At 41.9% G+C, this 24,363-nt stretch carries 22 protein-coding genes, 3 other RNA genes and 1 pseudogene; 18 read left to right on the top strand and 8 right to left on the bottom strand.

From position 1 onward, the window contains the following. Positions 1-4 precede the first annotated feature (4 nt). The 4 genes from NG22_RS10060 (at position 5) to NG22_RS10075 (ending at position 3,310) form a co-directional block, all read left to right on the top strand. Positions 5-1,390 carry a bifunctional UDP-3-O-[3-hydroxymyristoyl] N-acetylglucosamine deacetylase/3-hydroxyacyl-ACP dehydratase gene (locus NG22_RS10060; RefSeq protein WP_053405609.1) on the top strand — a complete coding sequence of 462 codons (1,386 nt, stop codon included), beginning with the start codon at positions 5-7 and terminating at the stop codon, positions 1,388-1,390. Beyond that, positions 1,390-2,163 (top strand): acyl-ACP--UDP-N-acetylglucosamine O-acyltransferase, encoded by a 774-nt coding sequence (gene lpxA, locus NG22_RS10065; RefSeq protein ID WP_053405610.1) that lies wholly within the window; start codon positions 1,390-1,392, stop codon positions 2,161-2,163. The genes NG22_RS10060 and lpxA overlap by 1 nt, the downstream gene beginning before the upstream one ends. A gap of 68 nt (positions 2,164-2,231) precedes the next feature. Further along, a complete protein-coding gene (locus NG22_RS10070) occupies positions 2,232-2,861 on the top strand; it encodes an ABC transporter ATP-binding protein (protein ID WP_053405611.1) in 630 nt (209 codons plus the stop codon). A 35-nt stretch (positions 2,862-2,896) separates the two neighbouring features. After that, entirely contained in the window at positions 2,897-3,310 is a 414-nt protein-coding gene (locus NG22_RS10075) for a hypothetical protein (RefSeq protein ID WP_157600992.1), read from the top strand. 727 nt (positions 3,311-4,037) lie between these two features. Here the strand turns inward: NG22_RS10075 and NG22_RS10080 are convergent. Beyond that, positions 4,038-4,508 carry a DUF4293 domain-containing protein gene (locus NG22_RS10080; RefSeq protein WP_053405613.1) on the bottom strand — a complete coding sequence of 157 codons (471 nt, stop codon included), beginning with the start codon at positions 4,506-4,508 and terminating at the stop codon, positions 4,038-4,040. Positions 4,509-4,910: 402 nt separating this feature from the next. Here NG22_RS10080 and truA point away from each other — a divergent pair, with 402 nt between their 5' ends. The 7 genes and pseudogenes from truA to NG22_RS10120 all read left to right on the top strand — a co-directional run bounded on the left by truA (position 4,911) and on the right by NG22_RS10120 (position 11,887). Beyond that, positions 4,911-5,699, top strand: coding sequence for a tRNA pseudouridine(38-40) synthase TruA (gene truA / locus NG22_RS10085; protein ID WP_253275672.1), 789 nt, complete (start codon positions 4,911-4,913; stop codon positions 5,697-5,699). Positions 5,700-5,761: 62 nt separating this feature from the next. Then, a complete protein-coding gene (locus tag NG22_RS10090) occupies positions 5,762-7,537 on the top strand; it encodes an ABC transporter ATP-binding protein (protein WP_053405614.1) in 1,776 nt (591 codons plus the stop codon). Between the two features lie 249 nt (positions 7,538-7,786). Then, positions 7,787-8,533, top strand: a pseudogene (locus tag NG22_RS10095) (ABC transporter ATP-binding protein); the annotation flags it as partial. A gap of 143 nt (positions 8,534-8,676) precedes the next feature. Next, positions 8,677-9,468, top strand: coding sequence for a carboxypeptidase-like regulatory domain-containing protein (locus NG22_RS10100; protein WP_053405615.1), 792 nt, complete (start codon positions 8,677-8,679; stop codon positions 9,466-9,468). Between the two features lie 614 nt (positions 9,469-10,082). Further along, positions 10,083-10,886 carry a pyrroline-5-carboxylate reductase gene (proC, locus tag NG22_RS10110; protein ID WP_053405617.1) on the top strand — a complete coding sequence of 268 codons (804 nt, stop codon included), beginning with the start codon at positions 10,083-10,085 and terminating at the stop codon, positions 10,884-10,886. A 73-nt stretch (positions 10,887-10,959) separates the two neighbouring features. Then, complete coding sequence (locus tag NG22_RS10115; RefSeq protein ID WP_053405618.1) at positions 10,960-11,163, top strand: hypothetical protein; 204 nt, start codon at positions 10,960-10,962, stop codon at positions 11,161-11,163. A gap of 10 nt (positions 11,164-11,173) precedes the next feature. Next, positions 11,174-11,887 carry a cell division ATP-binding protein FtsE gene (locus tag NG22_RS10120; protein WP_053405619.1) on the top strand — a complete coding sequence of 238 codons (714 nt, stop codon included), beginning with the start codon at positions 11,174-11,176 and terminating at the stop codon, positions 11,885-11,887. A gap of 427 nt (positions 11,888-12,314) precedes the next feature. On the opposite strand, the gene NG22_RS10125 is transcribed toward NG22_RS10120, so the two are convergent. From NG22_RS10125 to ffs (NG22_RS17390), 6 genes are all read right to left on the bottom strand, one after another. After that, positions 12,315-13,202, bottom strand: coding sequence for a DUF2279 domain-containing protein (locus NG22_RS10125; protein WP_082305046.1), 888 nt, complete (start codon positions 13,200-13,202; stop codon positions 12,315-12,317). A 399-nt stretch (positions 13,203-13,601) separates the two neighbouring features. Further along, complete coding sequence (locus NG22_RS10130; RefSeq protein WP_053405621.1) at positions 13,602-14,897, bottom strand: deoxyribodipyrimidine photo-lyase; 1,296 nt, start codon at positions 14,895-14,897, stop codon at positions 13,602-13,604. Positions 14,898-14,940: 43 nt separating this feature from the next. Beyond that, positions 14,941-15,597: a fructose-6-phosphate aldolase gene (gene fsa, locus NG22_RS10135; protein ID WP_053405622.1), complete on the bottom strand. Its 657-nt coding sequence runs from the start codon at positions 15,595-15,597 to the stop codon at positions 14,941-14,943. Between the two features lie 132 nt (positions 15,598-15,729). Then, an RNA gene (gene ffs / locus NG22_RS17380) (signal recognition particle sRNA small type) lies at positions 15,730-15,826 on the bottom strand. Between the two features lie 210 nt (positions 15,827-16,036). Then, positions 16,037-16,133: signal recognition particle sRNA small type (ffs, locus tag NG22_RS17385), an RNA gene on the bottom strand. A gap of 129 nt (positions 16,134-16,262) precedes the next feature. Next, positions 16,263-16,359: signal recognition particle sRNA small type (ffs, locus tag NG22_RS17390), an RNA gene on the bottom strand. Positions 16,360-16,663: 304 nt separating this feature from the next. Here ffs (NG22_RS17390) and NG22_RS10145 point away from each other — a divergent pair. From NG22_RS10145 to NG22_RS10170, 6 genes are all read left to right on the top strand, one after another. Next, complete coding sequence (locus tag NG22_RS10145; RefSeq protein WP_053405624.1) at positions 16,664-17,671, top strand: PAS domain-containing protein; 1,008 nt, start codon at positions 16,664-16,666, stop codon at positions 17,669-17,671. A gap of 136 nt (positions 17,672-17,807) precedes the next feature. Further along, complete coding sequence (locus NG22_RS10150) at positions 17,808-18,281, top strand: hypothetical protein (RefSeq protein ID WP_053405625.1); 474 nt, start codon at positions 17,808-17,810, stop codon at positions 18,279-18,281. Positions 18,282-18,425: 144 nt separating this feature from the next. Then, positions 18,426-19,313 (top strand): nucleoside phosphorylase, encoded by an 888-nt coding sequence (locus NG22_RS10155; protein ID WP_082305047.1) that lies wholly within the window; start codon positions 18,426-18,428, stop codon positions 19,311-19,313. A 43-nt stretch (positions 19,314-19,356) separates the two neighbouring features. Then, on the top strand, positions 19,357-20,046 hold the full coding sequence (locus NG22_RS10160; RefSeq protein WP_053406922.1) for an SDR family NAD(P)-dependent oxidoreductase: 690 nt from the start codon (positions 19,357-19,359) through the stop codon (positions 20,044-20,046). Positions 20,047-20,318: 272 nt separating this feature from the next. Next, positions 20,319-21,494 carry a pyridoxal phosphate-dependent aminotransferase gene (locus tag NG22_RS10165; protein WP_053405626.1) on the top strand — a complete coding sequence of 392 codons (1,176 nt, stop codon included), beginning with the start codon at positions 20,319-20,321 and terminating at the stop codon, positions 21,492-21,494. A gap of 64 nt (positions 21,495-21,558) precedes the next feature. Next, complete coding sequence (locus NG22_RS10170) at positions 21,559-22,419, top strand: prephenate dehydrogenase (RefSeq protein WP_053405627.1); 861 nt, start codon at positions 21,559-21,561, stop codon at positions 22,417-22,419. 399 nt (positions 22,420-22,818) lie between these two features. Here the strand turns inward: NG22_RS10170 and NG22_RS10175 are convergent, their stop codons facing one another. After that, positions 22,819-23,250 (bottom strand): hypothetical protein, encoded by a 432-nt coding sequence (locus NG22_RS10175; RefSeq protein ID WP_053405628.1) that lies wholly within the window; start codon positions 23,248-23,250, stop codon positions 22,819-22,821. Between the two features lie 216 nt (positions 23,251-23,466). Between NG22_RS10175 and NG22_RS10185 the strand changes: the two genes are divergently transcribed. Next, entirely contained in the window at positions 23,467-24,246 is a 780-nt protein-coding gene (locus NG22_RS10185) for an acyl-[acyl-carrier-protein] thioesterase (protein WP_157600994.1), read from the top strand. Positions 24,247-24,363 lie beyond the last annotated feature (117 nt).

The raw sequence follows: 24,363 nt of genomic DNA on the forward strand, positions 1-24,363 counted from the left end.
ATCAATGAACACTAAGCAACACACTATAAAAAAACCGGTTTCAGTTTCCGGTGTGGGATTGCATACGGGTCAAATGGCGACCATGACTTTTTTGCCGGCAGAAGCGGGCCACGGTTATAAATTTCAGCGCGTTGACTTAGAGGGCCAACCTATTGTCGAGGCAGATGTTGACTATGTCGTAGATACCTCTCGCGGAACAACCCTGCAAAAGGGAGAAGCCAGAGTAAATACTGTGGAGCACGTATTGGCGGCTTTAGTAGGTTTACAAATTGACAATGCCCTTATTCAGCTGGATGGTCCTGAACCACCAATTGCCGACGGTTCCTCTATTCTTTTTGTGGAAGCCTTAAAGGATTCCGGTCTTGAAGAACAGAATGCCCTTCGAAATTACTTCGAAATCCCTAAGAGCGTATATTATAGCGACAAATCAAAAGATATTGATATTGCCGCCATGCCAGCAGACGATTACCGTCTGACCGTAATGGTGGATTATAATTCCCAAATTCTGGGATCGCAGCACGCTTCCATCACCCATATTAAGCAATTTGAAAAAGAGATTGCCCCATGCCGGACTTTCGTATTCCTGCATGAATTGGAAATGTTGTATGAGCAAGGCCTGATTCGCGGCGGAGATGTTGACAATGCCGTCGTGATTGTGGACCGCGAATTACAGCCAGAGCAGATGGATCGCCTGCAAAAAATATTTAACAAGGAAGACATCGTGGTCAATCAGGGATTCCTGAACAATGTGGAGCTGCGCTATAAAAATGAGCCAGCCCGACATAAACTGCTCGATGTTATCGGTGATTTAGCACTGGCAGGCCGTCCTTTGAAAGGACAAATTATGGCTGCACGACCAGGGCATGCCGCCAATGTGGCCTTTGCCCGAAAGCTAAAAAAGATGATGCAGGAGACCCACAGCAATATCCCGCATTACGATCCAAAAATGCCCGCAGTTTGCGATATTAACAAAATATCCGAAATGCTACCGCACCGCTTTCCCTTTTTAATGGTGGACAAAATTTTCCATCTGGATAGCAAATATGTAGCGGGAATTAAGAATGTTAGTATTAATGAGCCTATATTTACAGGCCATTTCCCGGACAACCCAGTATTCCCTGGCGTGTTAATGATTGAAGCATTGGCACAAACCGGAGGGATTTTGGTACTAGGGAATTACGAAAACCCTGAAAATCACTGGACTTACTTCCTTGGCGTGGACAAGGTGAAGTTCCGTAAAATGGTAAAACCGGGGGACACCCTTATTTTACAATGTGAGCTTATCTCTCCTATAAAAAGGGGAATTGCTAAAATGAAAGGCGAGGCTTACGTTGGCAATGATTTGGTGTGTGAGGGCGAAATGACCGCTAGAATTGTACCTAAAGACTAATGAAAGGAGATATCAGTAAACTGGCAAATGTTCACCCGGAAGCCAAAATTGGTGAAGGCGTAACCATTGAAGCATTTGCTACCGTGCATAAAGACGTGGTAATTGGCGAAGGCACCTGGGTAGGTCCTAATGCCGTGATCATGGACGGTGCACGTATAGGAAAAAATTGTGAGATTCACTGTGGAGCGGCTATTTCAGGCACACCACAGGATCTTAAGTTTGCAGGAGAATATTCCACCACAGAGATTGGTGACCATACCGTCATTCGGGAATATGTAACGGTTCACCGTGGGACTGTAGACCGCCATAAAACCGTGGTAGGATCTCACTGTTTGCTAATGGCCTATGTACACATTGCCCATGATTGTATTGTGGGAGATCGCTGTATTTTGGGTAATGCAACACAGGTGGCAGGGCACGTCATCATTGAAGACTGGGCGATTCTTGGTGGAACTACTGCGGTGCATCAGTTCTGTAAGATTGGTGCTCACACCATGGTAGCCGGTGGTACCCGACTAGGGAAAGATGTTCCTCCATTCGCCATGACTACCCGTGAGGGTGGATATAGTGGTATTAATTCTGTTGGTTTGAGAAGAAGAAATTTTTCCTCCGAACAAATTAACATTATTCAGGAGACCTACCGCACGATTTTCAATCGCGGATACAATATTTCCAAAGCCACTTCCGTAGCGGAAAGTGAAATTCCAACTACAGAAGAGAGAAATCAAATTCTGGACTTCATCAGAAATTCAGAGCGTGGAATTATCAAATAATTGATCTGCGCTTCATTAATTTCAGCCACATTGAAATATGCTTTCAGTGTGGCTGTCATTTTTTATGCATGGAAGAGTTTAAAATCATAGCGAAACAAACTGCCAAACGCTACATCAACGAATGGGTTTTCCGCGGTTTAGACTATACTTTTGAAAGTGGAAACACCTACGCCATCACCGGCCCAAACGGCAGTGGAAAATCCACCCTAATGAAAGTGTTGGCGGGAACTACCCCCTCCACCAAAGGATCAGTAGAATACCTTGTGGGAGAAAAAACAATCCATGGAGATGATTTCTTCCAACACCTGACCTATGTCGCCCCCTATTTAGAACTACCGGAAGAATTAACACTGCGTGAATTTTTAGAATTCCACTTTCGCTTTAAGGAATTAAAAGATTATTTCTCCATTGATATTTTAATAAAATTCCTATCTTTACAAGCACATACCGATAAGCCCATCAAATTTTTTTCATCGGGAATGAAACAAAGGGTGCGTCTTGGCCTGGCTTTTGCGACCAAATGTCCTTTGGTATTTTTAGACGAGCCAACATCCAATCTGGATGAGTGGGGAATTAATTGGTACACTGAAAACTGTCAAAAATGGTTGCGGGATCAATGCGTCATCATTGGTTCTAATCAACCTTTTGAGTATACACATGCAAATTTTATTTTAAACATTAACTTGTTCAAAAAATGACAAAGCTGTTCAACCAAGTTGCAAAATTGTTTTTTATGTTCGCAGCCGTAGCTGTGATGACTTCTTGTGGTGGTGATGATCCGGAGCCAACTCCTCCATCACAACAAGAAACACAATCGAAATTATTAGAAGGTAAGTGGACTGCTGCCGAGACAATCTTAGGCGATGATACCGCTTTTGATGCACTAACATTAGAATTCGGAACTAACGAAGAATTCACTGGTGGTTCATTAAAAGAAGGTGGTATTGATGCGGAGATCGCAGGTGCTTTCGGTTCTGACTGGGCTTTTGAAGGTGCTTCTACTACTGCACTTTCTGTAGGAGGTACTGTTAATGCCATCACAATCAACAGCATTTCTGCGGAAGAATTGACCATCAACTTCACTAACTCTGCTTCTCCAGCAAAAGTGAAAGGTGTGGGTACTTACACCCTTCGAATGACAAAATAAAAAAACAATATAAAGCCTCAATTTCCACTGGAGGCTTTTTTTAAGCGACCTGTTTTGATAAAGCAGGTCGCTTTTTTTATATGGACATTTATCCTAACCCTCTTTAAAAATAAAATACCGCGCACTCCTCCCTGAGTTTTACGCCATCTCAAAAAAACATTGCCCGGCTTTAAGCCGGATTATAAATACTTAAATCCTCGTTTAGCTGTAAGGCGAAAAAAATGAAGGAATAGTTTCCTATTTCGAATTTTTTCCAACGAAGCAGATAAATGAGGAGAAAGCAAGCCTACCCAAATTTGGACTATCGGAAATTTGGCGGGACAAATAACAACTAAGTGATAGTCGGCCTCTTACAGTAGCCTCTAAATTAGCGGTGAATAATTCGGTTTAAATCCTCATTAGCTTCAAGGCGGTAAAATGAAAGAAGTTTTCCTATTGTAGGGTTTTTCAACCAAGCAAATGAATAGGAAGCAAGCAAGCTCACCCAATTTTGAGCGATAAAAAAATCAGCTTTACCAACCGTAACGAAATAACCATCAATCCTTTACAGCACCCCACTAAATTTACCTGTGCATAATTCGGGCTAAAAAATGAAAATAAGCAGTAATGGTTATGGGCTCCCCTTCGGAAAAACGGGTACAGTAAGATGACTACCCTTTTCAGCCAGACATAAAAAAACCGACCTTTCACAAGAAAAGCCGGCTCCTTATCGCAATTATTTTTTGTACTAGCGCATACGATCCATGGAGCGCACCAACTCTTCGTCCTTACGGATGAACTTGGAGGCCGCCATATTACAAACCACTGCAGCTATCACCAACCAAAAACCAATACCGTAAGCACCTTTAGCGCCAACGCTTTCCATCAATTCCATATTAATGAAGTAAAGTCCTCCACCCATGATGGCCAACATCATAAAGGCGTTGATATACCCTAGCTTCAATTGCTTCATCCGATCCTTAAATTGAAAAACAGAGATGGCTGAAATCGTGGCTGCGGCAATGGCCAGCATTCCCAATAATCCGTACGGAAGATTTTCTTTTACCATTTCAGCATCTACTATATGCTGATAACCGGTCAAAAATAATTCATGGGCATCTCCTCCCTCAGGCTGGTAAGACCACATTGGAAAAAAACAGGCGGCAATCAATAAAACCGATACCAGGAATAAAAAAACGGTCTGAATACGTTGTATCATAATGATTATTATTTTCTCAGCGACAAAATTACAAAAATCCCCTCAGGTGAAAAACAATCCGGCAAGAAGCTGAAACAAAAGCCACACAAAATACTATATTTTTTCAGGAGCAAACGCTTAAGGAAGAAACTCCCGGAGACTGGTGAAAATATTGCTGTCAAAAATATCAGGTAGGATTACCCTTATTCCTCTATCTATAGCCGCCTGGAGCGTGTTTAAAAGCACACCATCCGGCAGCAAATTCGAATTATTGGAAGCGATTTCAGATAATTGCTCAACAATAGCGATGCTATTCGATCAAAATAATACTGAATCGCTTCTGCCATACTTCAAATTTTCGCTGCGAATTTTGGCTTTTAAACATGCTCTTAGATTTGAGAATTATCAAAGGGATGCTTTATTTTGTTACAAAAAGAAGGAAAGCAATTGCGCTATTTTATTGAAATCGCCTATAAAGGCACGGCATACCATGGCTGGCAAAGCCAAAAGAATCAAAAAGTAAAAACGGTTCAGGGAGAGATTGAAGCTGCATTAAGCAAAATTTTGGGGCAGACCACAGCGATAGTTGGCAGTGGAAGAACCGATACCGGGGTGCACGCCATGCAGCAATTTGCGCATTTTGACCATGAGGGAGCGCTGGATACTGCATTATATCAGTATAAATTTAATGCGGTATTGCCCTTCGATATCGTAATCAAAAATTTATTCAAGGTCGGAGATGAGACACATGCCCGCTTTGACGCTACCAAACGAAGCTATCAATACCATATTCACCTGGAAAGAAGCCCATTTTTACAAGAATTAAGCTATTTTCACAAAGAAAAATTGGACATAGCTGCCATGAATCAGGCAGCGGACTTTCTTTTGGGACGACAGGATTTTCAGTGTTTCTCCAAGGTAAAGACTGATGTGAACAATTATTTCTGTGACATTTATATGGCGGAATGGGAATATGATTCAAAAACCGGCAAGTTGGTATTTCATATTTCGGCCAACCGTTTTCTAAGAAATATGGTACGCGCAGTGGTGGGAACTTTACTGGAAGTGGGCAGAGGAAAAATGCCGGCTGAAGGCGTCAAGGAAGTTATCCAAAGTAAAAATCGTTCCGTAGCGGGACGATCGGTTCCGGCAGACGGACTTTACCTCAGCGAAGTGCTTTATCCATTTATGGAGGGAGCATCCAATAAATAAGAACAAGACATTAACCTTTTTTTGACCAAACGTTTTAGTATAAGACGGCAAGCGAAAAACCATTGAAAGACGAAAATATTAGCGGAAAGGTATTTGACTCCATAGTCCTAAAGCGCCTTTTCAAATTTGTAAAACCTTACTGGAAACAGTTTCTTTTTTTAGTGCTCCTCACCATCGGAGTCGCTACACTAGGCCCATTGCGCCCCTACCTCATCCATATTGCCATAGATGAGCATGTGGCCAATGGCAATTTCCCGGGTTTACTGAACATGACCATCCTCCTGATTGGGCTATTGGTTTTGCAGGGAATCGTCACCTACCTGCACACTTATATCTCGGGTTGGCTGGGGCAGTACACCATTAAAGATATTCGGGATCAGCTTTACGATCATTTACTGAGTTTACAGTTGCGTTTTTTCGACAATACCCCCATCGGTCGACTGGTAACCCGTACCGTTTCCGATATTGAAACTCTCGCGGAGGTTTTCAGTCAGGGAGTCGCGGCCATCATCGGGGACGTTTTGCAGCTTTTTGTCATCACCGCTATCATGTTTTATACTGACTGGCGACTCACTTTGATCAGCCTTTCCACACTTCCCATTCTGCTTTTTTCCACTTATATATTCAAAGAAAAAATCAAAGTGGCTTTTACCGATGTCAGAAATGCAGTAGCTCAATTGAACTCCTTCGTACAGGAACACATAACGGGGATGTCTATTGTGCAAATCTTCAACAGTGAAGAAAGAGAATATGAGAAATTTGTGGAGATCAATAAGAAACACCGGCACGCCAATCTGAAATCAGTACTTTATTATTCCATCTATTTTCCGGTGGCGGAGATAATCTCTGCAGCCTCCATCGGATTGCTGGTTTGGTACGGAGCACAGGAAATTTTGGAAGACAGTCAGGTGACGCCCGGTATTCTCATTGCATTTATCATGTACATTCAAATGTTCTTTCGCCCCATTCGCATGATCGCCGATCGCTTCAATACTCTGCAGATGGGTGTAGTGTCGGCTTCCCGAATTTTCCATTTGTTGGATAGCAAAGAACAAATTGCTGATAATGGTGAGCTCATTACAGATGGCATCAAAGGCGACGTTTCCTTTGAACATGTAAGCTTTGCCTATGATGAAAAGAATTTTGTACTTAAAGACATTTCTTTCAAAGTAAAGAAAGGGCATACCCTGGCTTTAGTAGGAGCAACCGGTGCCGGGAAATCTTCTATCATCAATTTGCTGAATCGTTTTTATGACATTCAGAAAGGAAGCATTGAGATTGATAACATTCCGGTAAAAGACTATCAGCTTTCCTTTTTAAGAAGAAATATTGGAGTGGTATTGCAGGATGTCTTCCTTTTTTCAGATACCATTCGAGAGAATATTCGATTAGGAGATGAATCCATTACTGATGAGCAAATTGAGGATGCAGCCCGTCTGGTCGGTGCATTGGATTTTATTGAAAAACTTCCCGGCGGCTTTGATTATAATGTCATGGAACGCGGAGCGACACTTTCCGTTGGTCAGCGCCAGTTAATTTCTTTTGTAAGGGCCATCGTTTACCAACCCAGCATCATTGTTTTGGATGAAGCCACTTCGTCCGTGGATTCTGAAACAGAGGAAATGATTCAGACCGCCATTGAACGCTTAATGAAAGGCCGTACTGCCATTGTGATTGCTCACCGTCTGTCCACCATTCAAAATGCAGAAAAGATTTTAGTCTTAGACAAAGGCCATATCGTGGAAGAAGGCGACCATCAAAGTCTGTTGGACAAAAATGGTTATTATGCGCGTTTGCACCAAATGCAGTTTAAAAGCCTGAAAGGGCAGCAAGTATAAACAAGCGCGCAAAATTACCGCGCTCTTGCACCTCTGCCCTGCTTTTCCGTTAAAAAACGTGAAATAAGCGTACCACTTTTGGAAAGCGATTCAATTAGCCTTTACTTTATTATAAATCATTAGGCGGATAACCGGACGAGATATTGAAGCGAGCAGACTTATATTTTTTTTTCCTATTCACACTCTTACCACTGTTCTCTTTTGCCCAAAGCGACAGCCTGGAAGTAAAGCAAAAAATAGTGGTCAGAGAAAGGCGATGTTTCTTTTGACCATGTCAGCTTTGCCTACGATGAAAAGAATTTTGTCCTAAAAGATATTACTTTTGAAGTAAAAGAGGGACATACCCTTGCTTTGGTTGGGGCCACCGGAGCGGGAAAATCATCCATCATCAATTTACTTAATCGCTTTTATGACATTCAGAAAGGAAGCATAAAAATTGATGGGATTCCGGTAAAAGACTATCAGCTTTCCTTTTTAAGAAGAAATATTGGAGTGGTATTGCAGGATGTCTTCCTTTTTTCAGATACCATTCGGGAGAATATTCGATTAGGGGATGAATCCATTACTGATGAGCAAATTCAGGATGCAGCCCGTTTGGTAGGTGCATTGGATTTTATTGAAAAACTTCCAGGTGGCTTTGATTACAATGTCATGGAACGCGGAGCGACCCTTTCCGTTGGTCAGCGCCAGTTAATTTCTTTTGTAAGGGCCATCGTTTACCAACCCAGCATCATTGTTTTGGATGAAGCCACTTCGTCCGTGGATTCTGAAACAGAGGAAATGATTCAGACCGCCATTGAACGCTTAATGAAAGGCCGTACTGCCATTGTGATTGCTCACCGTCTGTCCACCATTCAAAATGCAGAAAAGATTTTAGTCTTAGACAAAGGCCATATCGTGGAAGAAGGCGACCATCAAAGTCTGTTGGACAAAAATGGTTATTATGCGCGTTTGCACCAAATGCAGTTTAAAAGCCTGAAAGGGCAGCAAGTATAAACAAGCGCGCAAAATTACCGCGCTCTTGCACCTCTGCCCTGCTTTTCCGTTAAAAAACGTGAAATAAGCGTACCACTTTTGGAAAGCGATTCAATTAGCCTTTACTTTATTATAAATCATTAGGCGGATAACCGGACGAGATATTGAAGCGAGCAGACTTATATTTTTTTTTCCTATTCACACTCTTACCACTGTTCTCTTTTGCCCAAAGCGACAGCCTGGAAGTAAAGCAAAAAATAGTGGTCAGAGGAATCATTCTGAATGACTCCACCCGGGCGCCGATTCCTTTTACCCAAATTGTCAGAAAGGGAAGTATCCGCGGTATTACCGCCAATGAAGATGGTGCTTTTGCCGTAAAAATTTATCCGGAAGACACCCTTATCTTTAGTGCCCTGGGCTTCGCCTATGGAGAATATTGCTTCAAAGACACCACCGACCTGACCTTGCCCAATGTTATACTGCTAAAGGAAACCGCTATACAATTAAAAAATGTGGACGTTTTTGCCATCGGAGAGGATCACCCCCTGCGTAAGAAAGAACTAAAACCTTATTACATCCCAGGTCTAGGACAAAATCCCGACGGCACCTATCCGGAACCTCGTGACCTCACGGGCTTTGAAAAAGCCATGGGCGCCATCGGTAGTCCGATTACTTCTATTTATAATGCCGTTTCACGCAGAGGAAAAGAAATTCGGAAGATGGAAAAAATACTGGCGGAAGAAGCGCAAATAAATTATTACGCTGCCATTTACCAAAAAAAGCTCAACAATCAGGTCGTGAGTAGTTTGCTCAATATTTCAGAAAGGGAAGCCGCTGCTTTTCTGGAATTTTATGAACCCGATTTTATGTTCGTGGTTTTTGCTGATCGCAATCAACTCACCCTGGATATTATGGAGTTTTGGGAGCGATATCAGTTAGTGAAAGATCTGGACTGAGGAGTTAGCTTAAAACGGTGGTTGAAGCTTTTTAACCACTAATTTTTTTAAAGGGTAAGGTGATAGTTGTTGTCACGATTTTATTGAAGGGAAGTTGGACGCAAGAAAGGAACCACTAATTTCACGAATTAACACTAATTTTTAGTATTGGATGTACTTGGTAAAAGATAATGGCTGATAGGGTATTTTCGTTTCAGAAATGGCCTGAGAGTTTTTTTTCCTTACTAAACCAGAAATATTATTCGAGAAAATTAGGGAAATTCGTGCTTGCTAAAAATCAAACCCTTGGGAATTGACAAGCGCATGGATTAACAATTACCCCGAAGCGTGTTTTTTAATCACTAATTTCACGATTTACACTAATTTTTAGTATTGGATGTAATTTGGAAGAGATAATGGCTGATAGTGTATTTTCGCTTCGGAAATGGTCTGAGAGGTGTTTATTCCTTACAAAAACCGGAAATATTATTCGTGATAATTAGGGAAATTCGTGGTTTCAAAATATCAATTCAGCGAACCTTCTCCCCTGCTAAAAAAAACTGGTCCAACAAAAATCGGATGATTTTGCGAAAATATATATTATATTCAAAATCACCTTTTATGAAGCCTTTACTATGAGCAGGAAAATAGCCATCATCGGCGGAGGAAATCTAGGATCCGCAATAGCCTTTGGTTTGATCGACCAATCCTTTATTCAGGCCGAAAGCCTTTTTGTTACCCGAAGGCAAATCGCCAAATTAGGAACACTGGCAGAACGCGGCGTAAACGTATTGTCTGATAATCTTTTTGCAGCTCAGCAGGCAGAATGGATTATCATTGCGGTAAAACCCCATTTAGCCACCAAAGTACTAGAGGAGATAAAATCCGCAATTAGCCCGGACAAAACCGTAATTTCCGTAGTGACAGGAGTATCCTTAGAGCAAATGAGAAAAGCTATTGGGGAAGGACCTGCGCTTTTCAGGGCCATGCCCAATACTGCCATTGCCATTCGGGAATCCATGACTTGTATTGCCGCAGCAGATGCTCCTGAGAGCACCCAAAAAGAGGTGGTGGAGCTTTTCAATCAGGTGGGGCAGGCCATTATCATTAATGAAGAACTAATGAATTCTGCCACAGTATTAGGCGCCTGCGGTATTGCCTATGCTTTGCGTTTTATCCGGGCCGCCTCCCAGGGGGGAATTGAAATCGGCTTTCCGGCTGAGGTAGCCCAGCTGATTGCCTCGCAAACGGTTAAGGGTGCCGCTTCCCTGTTAATAGAAAATAAAAAACATCCGGAATTTGAAATTGATAAGGTGACCACCCCGCAAGGCTGCACCATCGCAGGTCTTAATGAGATGGAACACCAGGGATTTTCTTCCGCTTTGATAAAAGGAATCATGACCTCCTATTTGAAAATTGATAAAATTCCAACGGAATAATTCCACAAAGCAATAGATAAGAAAAGCGGCGATCGCCGTTTTTTTTATATATTCGCATGGAAATCGGATTATTATGTACATTATTAAGGTAAAAGGAAAAGCGAAGATCCCGGATTATATTCAGCTCCGCGATGATAATTTTGTATTGGTGGCTTACTTCCGTGCTGATCGACCGCTAAAAAAACTCGAGAAATACGGATTGGAAGGAAAAGAAGAAGCCCTGAAAGCCATCATTGAAGCCCTTCCTTTTGGCAAATTACAACCATTGAACCTTTAATTTTTTCCCTATGTCAGCCTTCTCCGACTTACCCGTTGTAGCATTAGAAAATGCACGAATCAGTGTGGAAACCCGAACGGTCTTAACATCAGCCTCCTTTAATATTGGCAAGGGAGAATTCGTTTATTTGGTAGGACGTACCGGAAGCGGGAAATCTTCTCTGCTGCGTACCATCTATGCTGATTTGGAATTGGAAGAGGGCAAGGCTACGGTAGCAGGATTTACCATCAATGGAATAAAGAGGAAAGACGTGCCGATGTTAAGGAGAAAACTTGGCATCATCTTTCAGGACTTTCAGCTTTTCAAGGACCGTACGGTATCTGAAAATTTGGAATTTGTTTTGAAAGCTACCGGCTGGACAGATAGCGGAAAAATAAAAAGTCGTATCACTGATGTTTTGATGAAAGTAGGGCTGACCGGTCATCTCAGCAAAATGCCTCACCAGCTTTCCGGCGGAGAGCAGCAGCGTGTGGTAATTGCCAGAGCTTTATTAAATGAGCCGCAAATCTTAATTGCGGATGAGCCTACCGGAAATCTGGATCCGGAGGTTACGGAAGGGATTTACGAATTACTAGATAAAATCAACAGTCAGGGAACTGCAATCCTGATGGCTACCCACGATTATAGCCTGATTGACAAACACCCGCATCGTATTCTGAAAATTGAAAATGGGGCCATTCTGGATTCCGAAAAAGAGAAAATTCAACTGATCGCGATTTATTAGTAAAAATCAACGTCGGCTCATGGGTATGCTAAATTTAAGTTGAATTATTCACCGCTGAATATATCAAACTAACCCTAGTTACTCGGGAAAATTTATTTATGCGCATTTTCGTTGATTTTTAATAGCACACTTTTAGTTAGCTTGCTTTTCCCTCATTCATCTTCTTGCTTGGAAAAAACGCTAAACAAGAAACTAATCCTTCATTTTCCCCGCCTTTCTACTAAAGGAAGATGGAGGTATGGATCAATCGGGTTTAAATGCTTTTTTTGATTTAAAACCTGAATAACGATCGCCTACGAGCTTATGCAAAGAGATAAGGAAAGGAATTAACTACAAGTGATAGCTGTTACTCTATACCTTTAACCGAAAATCTTTTTTTGAAGAAATAAAAGGAAAGGATCTCCCTTTTGAATTAAGACCTTAGCCCCTAAATATAAAATAAGGAAAAACCCACTTCTCCCCGGCTATTCACCTCCACGGTGGGCATCGGTAGCTTGATCATCTCCAAGATCATTTGAATCTTTTTAAAAGGCCCCAGAGGTAGCTGCTCATAATCAAAATCAACACTAAGGAGTAAGGATGGTGTCGGCTGGTAGCCCTGCGCCAAATTCTCCTCCAGTCTGCCATACACCATTCCCTGAGCACGGTATCCTATGGCCAGCATCAAAAAAGACGGCACCCATGGTTTTCGTAACAATGCCCGTAAAGAATAACAAGACCAATACACCTGACCATTATAATCTTTCAACAACTGTTCTCCCAGATTATTCCCCAACAATTGCGGCCTATGCTGCGCCCAGTCCGATGGCCAAAAACTAAAACGCGGAAACCACTTGACCTTCCCCCATGCCTGAAGCTGTATAAAAGCCGCAAAGGCGCCCAACGCATTTGCCAACATATCATATACCGAAAAGCCATAGCCCGCTCCAAAGCCATCCATGAGCTCTATAGGGAATAATACCAAAGCCCCCGACAAAAAAGCAAATCGGTGACGTTTTTGATCCTCTGCAATATCGGCTTTCAAATAGGCATTCATCCAGCGCACCATTTGAAAACAAGTGAAAAAATGTCCCAGCTTGTCCATGCCCATCCATTCATCCAGATCATTAAAAAAATGAAATCCTTGCAAAGGCATGTGCTGATACCAGGCGATGGCCAGGCCGACCACTAGCAAAACATACCAAAACAGAAAATAAAATAAACGCTTTGGAAGTTTGGCCTTTTCACCCCCAGCTTTGAAAGGAAGGGAATCCATTAACATCCAAAGGATTAAACACAAAAGGGGCAACCACCAAAAAGCCGCGGATAGACTCATAAAAAATTTAAATTCAATAGGCCGCAAAATACAAAAAGGCTCCGAATAGGAAGCTTTTTGGACAACTCTTTATCATCAGTATGGGGCTTCCATACCGAATGAACTCGATTAAGGGATTGCTTTTTTTGTTAAATCAAATAGGAGGCAAATAGATAGGATAAGAAGTAAAAAAGCATGATCAAGAGTTCAGCCGGATTATTCACCGCCAGATTCAACCCACCGATTAAGAAGCTCTATTTCAGTTTATTAATATTGTTTTTACTGATTTTCCATTAGCCGAAATGTGAGTAGGCTTGCTTTCTCCCCATTCATCTGCTTACAGATATACTCAGAATAGGAATATTCCGTCATTTTTTCCGCCTTGCCGCTGAATAAGGATTTAAGGATGAATAATCCGACTTAAGCTAAAGCGGTCTTGTAGGTATCAATAGCGCGCTGCCGGGCAAATTTATGATCCACCATAGGTGCCACATAGCCCACGGTTCCATATTCGGGCACCCATTTTTTCACATACTCTAATTGAGGATCAAACTTCTTCAATTGACTTTCAGGATTGAAGACCCGAAAATAGGGCTGGGCATCCGTGCCGGTACCGGCAGCCCACTGCCAGCCTCCATTGTTAGAAGCCAATTCATAATCCAGGAGCTTTTCCGCAAAGTAAGCCTCTCCCCAACGCCAATCAATCAGTAAATGCTTGGTTAAAAAACTGGCGACCACCATCCGAACCCGATTATGCATATAACCGGTTGCATTCAGCTCTCGCATACCCGCATCTACCATGGGAAAACCTGTCTCCCCCTTACACCACAACTCAAAAGCCTTAGGGTCATTCCTCCAAGGCACCTGATCATATTGAGGCTTAAAGGCTTTATCCACCACATGAGGGAAGTTAAAAAGGATCATCATATAAAACTCCCGCCAAATCAGCTCTGATAAATAAACATCTGAAAAGGGTTTCGCCCTCAAGGCTAACTGCCGGATGCTGATCGTACCAAAACGCAAATGCACCCCTAACCTTGTCGTTCCCTCTATGGCCGGAAAGTCTCTTTTATCTCCATATTCGATCAGCCGGTGGTCTGCCACCTTCTTGTCAGGAATGGATAATCCCTCCCCTGAAAAACCCATTTCCTCCAATTTCGGCATTGGAAATTGGGCAGTTCCTTGAAAAAGCTGATCCAGCAGGGTCTCAGACGGATAATTAGTCGGAGGGTGTTGGCGAAACTGCTCAAGCCAAACTTTCTTATATGGCGTGAAAACTTTATATGGGGTACCATCCGGTTTCACCACTTCCAATTTTTCGAATATCACATGATCCTTGAAAGCATGGAAGGAAATCCCTTGGCTCGCAAAAAAATCCGCAAGCTCCCCATCTCTTTTGGTGGCATAAGGTTCGTAATCATCATTGGTATATACCGCTTTCACCTCATAATGGTCCAGCAGTTTTTCAAAAGCAGCCCTGGGAGCATCATAAAAAAACTCCATCAGATCGCCTTGGGGCAACTGCTTCTGCAAATGTTCAAGCTGTTCGTATATAAAAGTGATTCGAGGATCATCCTCCGGCAATTCATCCAGAATTTGCCGATCAAAAATAAAGACAGGAACCACCGATTCCCCAGCCTTCAATGCCTGAAAAAAACCATGATTATCGTGCAACCGAAGATCTCGTCTGAACCAAAAGATATTTACTTTCTCCAAAATACTTTTTTATTAGGCTTTACTTTTTGTTCCCGAATCAGTTTCAGGATTGAGATTTTTTATAATCTGCCAAAAATTTCTCTAAGCCAATATCGGTCAGAGGGTGTAAAAATAAAGCCTCCAATGCTTTCAGCGGAGCGGTGATCACATCCACTCCCATTTCAGCCGCCTCAATAATGTGCATAGGGTGACGAATTGAAGCCCCCAAAACTTCTGTAGCAAAACCATAATTGTCGTAAATCTCCACAATCTGCCCCAGTAATGCCATCCCATCAGCACTAATATCGTCCAAGCGCCCCGCAAATGGGGAAACATAGGTCGCGCCCGCCTTCGCTGCCACCAGCGCCTGACCAGCGGAAAATACCAAGGTGCAATTGGTCCTGACGCCCTGACTACTTAAATATTTTATGGCCTTAACTCCCTCCCTGATCATCGGGACCTTAACCACGATCTTGGCATCAATGGCTGCCAGTAGCTCCGCCTCTCTTAAAATACCTGCATAATCGGTAGAGATCACCTCCGCGCTCACATTATTATCAACCAGATTACATATCTCTTTATAGTGTTGATAAATCGCCTGATTCCCTTTAATACCTTCTTTGGCCATAAGAGAAGGGTTGGTCGTCACCCCGTCAAGTATACCCAGGGCGGCAGCTTCTTCAATTTCCTGCAAATTGGCGGTATCGATAAAAAATTTCATTTCGCTATTGTTTGATTGGTAATGATTTCCAAACAATTAAACAGAAGCCGAAAGAATTTACAATGAAAGTGGGAAAATTATCTAAAACCCGGAGGAATTTATGCCAGGGGAAAAATTGTATTTTTTGGACATAAAAAAACGATCCGACATAGCAACGCTCAACCATTTACCCTTGCTTCCTTCCGGACCTGGGGGAGTTCAACAGGAGCAGTTCTTGTCGAATCGCATGACAAAAGTAGGGCTTTTATCTGGCTATACAAGCGAAATTAGGCGTTTTTTGAAAAATTATTCCCGAACAACCACTCTCCTTTTGATTCCCAATAAGTTAGGCGGATAAATACTTTTTATAGAGGAGTCCGGCTCAGAAAAGATGGACAATAGAAAGATTGGGGCACAAAAAAAGCCCTTCTGATTGGAAGCGCCTGCGAGAGAAAAATAATAAAAGACAAGTCAGAATCGCACCGCTCAACCACTTACCCTTGCTGCCTTCCGGCCCTGGGGGAGTTCAGCAGGAGCTGGTCGTCCTGACTTGCGGATGCAAAGGTAGGGGAAATTCTTAGTGGCGCAAGAAAAAATGTGATAAATTTTTCAAAGGTCAGTCCTAGTCAAAAAAAAGGGCATAAAAAAAGCCCTTCTGATCGGAAGCGCCTGCGGGAAAAAGAAAATAAAAGACAAGCCAGAATCGCACCGCTCAACCACTTACCCTTGCTGCCTTCCGGCCCTGGGGGAGTTCAGCAGGAGCTGGTCGTCCTGACTTGCGGATGCAAATGTGTACGAAAAATTGGGATTTCACAAGTAATGCAGCAAAAAAAGCGATTAATTTTCAATTAACTTTGTTTTACTACATTTCTTAAACAAGGCTATTTGAACATTATTCTTGACTAATTCTCATTTTTACTTTACTTAAACCTAGTTACTTAAACCTTTTTTAAAATAAAATCGTAAATTAATCCACAAACCCATTATAACTTACCTTTGTTATTTTTTCACCAAAAACCTTTGATTCCGATTACTCCCTAAGCTTTTAGAGAAAATAAAATCTCTGGTTAATTCTTCACCATCCCCCATGAAAGAAATAATTGCAAAACTAAGTGGAGACGAGCAAGACATAGTTATGATCATCTCCCCGGAAGAAAAAAAGTTCAACTACATCTCTCCGGCCTTTCAAAAAATTACAGGCATAAAGGCCGCAACCATTATTAAAAACCCTTTCGCTTTTTTAAATCATATCCATCCCGATGATATGGAAATGCTTACCATATCTGATTTTTTCAAAAAAGATTTTGCAGGAAAACCCAAAGACTATCGCTTCATAAGTAAAAATGGTACCGTCCTGCACTTTCATTCTTATGGATATTGGGTAGATAAAAACAAGGAAAAAAAGCCTTATATCATTCGAATCATTAAAGAAGTTACTTCTACACGAAAAAATATGTGGAAGCAACAAACACATCAAAGGTATTTAGAAGGACTTTTGGACACCGCCCCCATTTGCCTGAATATTTATGACCTTCGGCAGAATAAATTACACCTACGACTGGGTAATTTGCTAAAAGAATTGGGCTATAGTAATTCTTTTCTGGAGGAACACTCTGCCTACCTGTGGACTAGTTTAATTCACCAGGAAGATCATCTTAAGATCAGGAAACACCTCACCCGAATATTACTCGCCAAAGATGACCAAACCTTCGGCATTGAATTCCGAATTAAATCCGCTGATGGAAAATATATTTGGATGAGCCGTCATGACAAAGTATTTGAAAGAGATCAAAATAATCGCCCCACCAAAAGCATTGGTACCATTCAAAACATTGAATTAATTAAACACTCTGAACTCAAACTGAAAGAGAAAATCCGACAGCTGGAATTAATCGCTCACTTGAATTCTCATCAGCTCAGAGCTCCGGTAGCTTCCATTCTGGGGCTTTCCAATATTTTACCCTACTACCAAAATAATTCAGAGGAAATTCAGGACATTATCCATAAAATGAAAATATGCGCAGAAGATTTGGATCAAATACTTTACAAGCTTAACAATATGACTAGCAGATCATTAGATAACAACTACGCATAAATCTTAAACCTCCACTTTATCAGGCCATTCCAAGATAATTTTATCATATACCTAATTTTGATATTTATATAAACTATTATCGTTGATAAATTGATTATTTAGTATAGATTGCGCAAAGAATAAGACAGCGTGTATTATGAAAAAAATTATCGTATTCGTTTTAAGCCTGATGATTAGCGCTTTCGCACAGGCAGAAACCCAGGGCGCTTCACAATCCACTAAGGCTCAGGGAAATCTTGAACTTGGTATGCGACTGAGTGTAGCTCCGGGAATCTCTGGCGTCTATCAATTGGGAGGACCTCAGTCAGTGGAAGGCTTACTGCAATTTAAAGGGGGCGCCACCATTGTCACCGGACTATATCGATACAATTTTGGTTTAATTTCTCCGGAGGTCCCGGGCTTAAGTTGGTATGCAGGAGCCGGTGCACATACCAAGATCATCAATGGGGCAACAGTCGGCATCGATGGCATCATTGGCCTTCAATATGATTTTGATGAAATCCCCTTGAACATCAGTATGGACTGGAAGCCGGCCTTTGATATTTTCGGCCCTGGTGGGGGAGATTTTCATGCCGATGACATTGCAATTTCAGTAAGATTCAAATTTTAAAAATTAATCTTTCCCCAAAAAGCGCCATCCACTCCGGATTGCGCTTTTTTTGTACCCCATTCTTCATTAGGGTTTTGTACTTTTTATGTAACTTCGAGAGCCAACAGACCACCTAATTGGTTAAAATAATGCAAAACGACATAAATGAATATGAATAAAGCTATTGAACCATCGGAATTGATCATCAATGAAAATGGTAGTATTTTCCATTTGAATCTCCTACCGGAAGACATTGCGGATACCATTTTATTGGTGGGAGATCCTGGCAGGGTGGATTTAATCGCCTCCTTTTTTGATAAAGTAGAGGTAGAGAAGAGAAATCGTGAATTTATCACCAAAACGGGTACTTATCAGGGAAAAAGAATCTCCGTTCTGGCTACGGGCATCGGCACCGACAATATTGATATTGTGATCAATGAATTGGATGCTTTGGTGAATATTGACCTGAATACCCGCATGGTCAAAGAAGAAAAAAGAAGCCTGAATTTCATCAGAATTGGTACCTCAGGAGCACTACAGGCGGACCTTCCTGTTCATTCTTACCTTTTATCCGAAAAGGGCATGGGCTTTGACGGTCTGTTAAATTTCTACGCCAACCGGGAAAAAGTTTCCGATAATGCGCTAGAGGCCGCATTCATGCAGCATACGCAATGGTCGCCAAAGCTTACGGCTCCTTATGTGGTCCCTGGTTCTGCCGATTTAATTGAAAAGCTGAAATCTGAGCACACCACCGCCGGCGTAACCATTTCCGCCCCCGGATTTTATGGACCTCAGGGCAGGATGCTCCGCTTAAAAACTCAGGACACCGGGCTAAACGAGAAAATCACCTCCTTTGCATTTGAAGGACAAAAAATCACCAATTACGAAATGGAATGTTCGGCTCTTTATGGGCTTTCCGCCATGCTAGGACATCATGCCGCCACCATTTGCCTGATCATTGCCAATAGGCTAAGAGGTGAATTTGGAGGAGATTATAAACCACACATGAAGCAGCTGGTCCAGTATGTATTGAACAAAGTCACAAACAATTAAGCTTCACATAGGGGTATCTTGAAAATCAATGAAGATACCCCATATGAAAAATATACTCATTGTCGGAGCAAGTAGCGGCATAGGACTTGCATCGGCCTCCCACCTCCTGGCAACAGGCCACCAAGTGATTGGCCTGAGCCGAAACACTCCGGAAATAAATCATCCGGACTTTTCCTTTTACCCATTGAATATCCTTGAGGAAGCCCCAAACTTCCCTGCTTTAGAAAAGTTGGATGGTATTGTTTATTGCCCCGGATCTATTCAGCTGAAGCCTTTTCAAAGCATCAAACCAGACTTGTTTATAGAAGACTGGCAACTCAACTTCCTGGGGGCCGTCAAAACATTACAACATTATTTTCCTCTTTTACGAAAATCAGCCGAGGCCGCTGTGGTATTATTCAGTACGGTGGCAGTACAAACGGGCATGAAGTATCACTCCTCCATTAGCGCCAGCAAAGGAAGCATCGAAGCGCTAGTTCGGTCTTTAGCCGCGGAATGGGCGCCTAAAATAAGGATCAACGCGATTGCTCCCAGCCTTGTCCAGACTCCGCTTGCGGGCCAATTACTTTCCAGTCCAGAAAAAATACAACAGGCGCAAAACCGCCACCCTCTTCAAAAAATTGGGAATAGTGAAGATATCGCACATATGGTTAGTTTCCTTATGGGACAACATGCCCAATGGGTTACCGGGCAAATCATTCAGATGGACGGAGGAATATCTGCCATTGGATAATCGGAAATTTCATAATTAATTATCGCCATCTTTTAAATTCACCTAATAAATCACCGAATTTTATGCTATAGACATATTTTTTTTCAGGATAACCATTGGAATTTTAATTAGGGTACCTTATGTTTGTCCCATTCGAAAAAGAAAATGAATAACGTAAGCGTACATATCATCCCCGTACGATATTATTATTATCGTTATTATCAGGCTTAAATCTTACAAGCCAGACCACTCCTCTATTATCTTTTTTTTCGAACTCCCTAATATAATTTCACATGATCATTTCCAGAGCCGAACGGCTAAATAGTGTCAAGGAATACTATTTTTCCGTCAAACTACAAGAGGTTCGCGAGCTTATGGCTCAAGGCAAACCTGTTATTAATATTGGCATTGGCAATCCTGACCAAAAGCCCTCTGAAGCAGCCATAGAGGCCTTGCAGACTGCCGCCCAAAAACCTGACGCTCATGGCTATCAACCTTACCGAGGGATTGAGCCTTTAAGAAAAGCGATGGCAAACTGGTATTATCGTGTATATGGGGTTCAATTGGATCAAGATCAGGAAATCCTACCGCTTTTAGGCTCCAAAGAAGGCATTACTCATATTTCTTTGGCTTTCTTAAATCCCGGAGATCAGGTTTTGGTACCAGAGTTGGGCTACCCCGCTTACCGTTCCGTTTCAGAAATGATTGGTGCCAAAGCGGTAAATTTCCCCATGAACGAAAGAAGCTGGGAACCGGATTTTGACGCCTTAGAAAAAATGGATCTTTCGGGCGTCAAAATGATGTGGGTAAACTACCCCAATATGCCTACCGGCAAGCAGGCCAGTGAGGAATTGTTTGAGAAATTGGTGAATTTCGGATTGAAGCATAAAATCTTAATATGCCATGATAATCCCTATTCCATGATTTTGCCACATTCCAATCCGATCAGCATTTTGGCAGTGGAAGGTGCAAAAGAGGTCGCCATAGAGCTAAACTCCATGAGCAAATCGCATAATATGGCAGGTTGGAGAATTGGCTGGATCAATGGTGGAGCTGATTATTTGAATGAAATCATTAAAATCAAAAGTAATGTAGATTCCGGCATGTTCAAACCGCTGCAGGAAGCGGCCGTAGCAGCTCTTGGAAATACAGATGAATGGCATCAAAAACAAAATGAAATTTATGCCAATCGTAAATTACTGATGGAAGAAGTGCTCAAGCAACTGGATTGTCATTGGGATCAAAACCAGACCGGCATGTTCATCTGGGCAAAAATTCCGGATCAGGTTAAAGAAGTGGAACAGTTAGTCGACCACTTATTGCATGAGCATTCCGTTTTCCTTTCTCCCGGCTTTATTTTTGGTGATAAAGGCAAGCGCTATATCCGTGTTTCACTGTGTACTCATGAAAATCAAATCAAAGAGGTTATCGAACGACTTAAGACCTTTGATATCAATAAATTAAATTAATTTTTAATCAATATATTTAGCGACTTCTAATCTATACTGAGGTCCCTTAAGACTATTTTTTGCTATGAAAATATGTGTTATAGGTTTAGGGCTATTGGGAGGATCCTTTGCCCTGAGCGTAAAAGATGCCCTGGATGAAGTGGAAATTCTGGGAGTTGACATCAATCCCGGGCATTCACAAAAAGCACTGGAGTTAGGAATTATTGATAAAGTGATGACGCTGGAGGAAGCCGTTCCGCAATCTTCAATTGCAGTATTGGCCACTCCCGTAAACATCATTGAAAAACAAATCCTTACCGTTTTAGATTTAATCTCCCCAACAGGAGTAGTGATTGATCTGGGATCTACCAAGGAAAACATCTGCCTGGCGGCCGATGATCATCCTCAAAGATTAAGATATGTTGCAACGCACCCGATTGCGGGTACGGAAAATTCCGGCCCGGAATCGGCCTTTAAGGGTTTATTCCGCAATAAATCGATGATCATTTGCGACCGGCAAAAGAGTGATCCTTTGGCTTATCACATGATTAAAAGCATCTTTAAAGACATGGGCATGCGGGTTTCCTATATGAACTCCATTGAGCACGATAAGCACATTGCCTATGTTTCACACCTGTCTCACATCAGTAGCTTTGCCCTTGGAGCAACAGTGCTGGATATGGAGAAAAATGAAAAAAACATCTTTGCCATGGCGGGTTCGGGTTTCTCGTCCACGGTGAGGTTGGCTAAAAGTTCTCCGGAAATGTGGGCCCCTATTTTCGAGCAGAATGCAGACAATATTTCCCTCGCACTAGGGTCATATATCGAGCACCTGCAAGATTTTAAACAAATCATTGACAACAAAGACATGATCGGCAGCACCAAGATCATGAAACGGGTCAATGATATCAGAAGGGTGTTAAAGGGGATCGATATTAAATCCTAAAATGAATTCATAGCAAAATAGGAAGGCAGTTCTCAAAAGGGACTGTCTTTTTTTGTGCTATATTTTCACAAAATAGCCCGAATTATTCACCGCTAAATTCACCAACTAAGTGCAAGCGACTTATTTTCAGTTCATAAAAATTTGTTTTCATTAATTTATTTAGCTCAAATTTGGGCAAACTAGCTCATCCCTCCTACCTCTTCTTCTTTGAAAAAAAACTCAAAACAGGAAAAATTCCTTCCTTTTTCCGGCCATTTCGCTAAGCGAAACCCTAGCCTGCCTCATCCGGAATAACATTCATCCTTTTCCCCCTACCTGCCAGCGTAGAAATTCGATAATCGAAAACAAAAAAAAGGCATCGGAATCCGGTGCCTTTTCTGATCTATATTTTATTTGGTTTTATAGCACATCGCCACCCATCCAAACTTCTTTCTTCATCGCCTTTCCGGACTGAATGATAAAGCGCGTTGGGTTTGGCACGATCACTAATCGGCAAAGACGATCCTCCATTTCTTCTACATCAACGATCACCCCTTCTTTTGCTCCTACATCAAATGCAGGCTTGCCATTATCATCCTCGCCCAAATTCAAATAACTATGTGCCAAATACGCAATTGGGGAAAGCACATCACTTTCCGGACAATATTGGTCATGAATATCCGTGATTACATCTTCTAGAAAATCACCATATTCTTCCAAAAAATCATCCTCTAAATCATGTAATTCTTCCTCAACGTCATCGTATTTTGCATCTGAATAATCCATGGCACTCAATTGATTTCTTTTCAGGGCCAGTGCTATCAGTGCGTCATTTAATTTTTCCTTGTCCATTATATCGTGAGTTAGCTAGTTTGCAATTTTATTAAGAGCAAGTATACAAAATCGTCTTGGCAAAAACAGCAATTCCATCAATTTTGCAGCGAGATCAGAAATTTTTTTGATCGCTAAAAACCTGCTGAAGGCATAAGGAAACCCTTTTCTTTTAGAAATTTCCCACTTTGGGAAGAGTTCACTACATTGGATCAAAAATTCAAACCCCTTAACCCAATGAAAGAAATAGAAGGTATCTGGCAACAGGATTTTCATATTCGCGCCTATCAATGCGATCCATACGGTTTCGCACGCCCGATTGTTCTTGCTGACATGCTACAAGATGCAGCGGGAAACCATGCCATTCACCGGGGTTTTGGTTTTCATGATATGCTGGCCAAAGGACAATTGTGGGTACTTAGCAGAATGGAGATCGAATTCCTTAAATTCCCTAAATGGAGAGAACATGTCCGGGTAAAGTCCTGGGTAAAAAATTACCAGCGATCCTTTTCACACCGGGACTTTGAAATATTTAATGACGATGGCGAATGTATCGTCAAGGCGACTACCCTTTGGGTAATCATTGACCATCAGACCAGACGCCCAGGCTTAATAGGAGATACTGCCGACCGAATGCCTGCTTTTCCCGAAAAACATGGCATTGAGCAATCCCCTCAGCGAGTCCCCAAAGTGGAAGTGGAGCAGCCTTTCCAATTTCACGTTCGGTATGGAGATATTGACCTGAACAATCATGTAAATAATACCCGATACTTGCAATGGGCCATTGATAATCTGGACAAAAGCATCTGGCAAAAGCATCAAATTAGTAAACTAACAGTAAATTATCTGGCCGAAACGAAACTGGAAAATCAGGTGAGTGTTCATTCGGTAGGTCAAAAGTCCGAGGGCAACTTCATTGCACACTCCACAATTATTAACAATAGTCTGGGAAAAAGCTGCTGTCAGGTAGAAACCTGCTGGAAGCCCTTTAAAAAGGAATTGGTATCCACTCTTTAAACAATAAGAGCGGATGGAAAAGCCAAAATTCGTAGGGAAAATTTGAAATATGGTAGAAGCGATACGCCATTATTTTCAGAAAATAGCAGCGCTAATGTTGCGAAATGGCTCAAAATC

Source organism: Persicobacter sp. CCB-QB2, from assembly GCF_001274635.1.
In the GTDB taxonomy this organism is placed as follows: Bacteria; Bacteroidota; Bacteroidia; order Cytophagales; family Cyclobacteriaceae; genus Persicobacter; species Persicobacter diffluens.

Bases quoted from the DNA above. Each gene is read 5' to 3' on its own strand.
- NG22_RS10145 (WP_053405624.1), top strand. From the start codon at position 16,664: ATGAAAGAAATAATTGCAAAACTAAGTGGAGACGAGCAAGACATAGTT.
- NG22_RS10070 (WP_053405611.1), top strand. From the start codon at position 2,232: ATGGAAGAGTTTAAAATCATAGCGAAACAAACTGCCAAACGCTACATC.
- lpxA (WP_053405610.1), top strand. From the start codon at position 1,390: ATGAAAGGAGATATCAGTAAACTGGCAAATGTTCACCCGGAAGCCAAA.
- NG22_RS10125 (WP_082305046.1), bottom strand. From the start codon at position 13,202: ATGAGTCTATCCGCGGCTTTTTGGTGGTTGCCCCTTTTGTGTTTAATC.
- NG22_RS10080 (WP_053405613.1), bottom strand. From the start codon at position 4,508: ATGATACAACGTATTCAGACCGTTTTTTTATTCCTGGTATCGGTTTTA.
- NG22_RS10160 (WP_053406922.1), top strand. From the start codon at position 19,357: ATGAAAAATATACTCATTGTCGGAGCAAGTAGCGGCATAGGACTTGCA.
- proC (WP_053405617.1), top strand. From the start codon at position 10,083: ATGAGCAGGAAAATAGCCATCATCGGCGGAGGAAATCTAGGATCCGCA.
- NG22_RS10175 (WP_053405628.1), bottom strand. From the start codon at position 23,250: ATGGACAAGGAAAAATTAAATGACGCACTGATAGCACTGGCCCTGAAA.
- NG22_RS10185 (WP_157600994.1), top strand. From the start codon at position 23,467: ATGAAAGAAATAGAAGGTATCTGGCAACAGGATTTTCATATTCGCGCC.
- NG22_RS10120 (WP_053405619.1), top strand. From the start codon at position 11,174: ATGTCAGCCTTCTCCGACTTACCCGTTGTAGCATTAGAAAATGCACGA.
- NG22_RS10165 (WP_053405626.1), top strand. From the start codon at position 20,319: ATGATCATTTCCAGAGCCGAACGGCTAAATAGTGTCAAGGAATACTAT.
- NG22_RS10060 (WP_053405609.1), top strand. From the start codon at position 5: ATGAACACTAAGCAACACACTATAAAAAAACCGGTTTCAGTTTCCGGT.
- NG22_RS10155 (WP_082305047.1), top strand. From the start codon at position 18,426: ATGAATATGAATAAAGCTATTGAACCATCGGAATTGATCATCAATGAA.
- NG22_RS10150 (WP_053405625.1), top strand. From the start codon at position 17,808: ATGAAAAAAATTATCGTATTCGTTTTAAGCCTGATGATTAGCGCTTTC.
- NG22_RS10170 (WP_053405627.1), top strand. From the start codon at position 21,559: ATGAAAATATGTGTTATAGGTTTAGGGCTATTGGGAGGATCCTTTGCC.
- NG22_RS10075 (WP_157600992.1), top strand. From the start codon at position 2,897: ATGTTCGCAGCCGTAGCTGTGATGACTTCTTGTGGTGGTGATGATCCG.
- NG22_RS10115 (WP_053405618.1), top strand. From the start codon at position 10,960: ATGTACATTATTAAGGTAAAAGGAAAAGCGAAGATCCCGGATTATATT.
- fsa (WP_053405622.1), bottom strand. From the start codon at position 15,597: ATGAAATTTTTTATCGATACCGCCAATTTGCAGGAAATTGAAGAAGCT.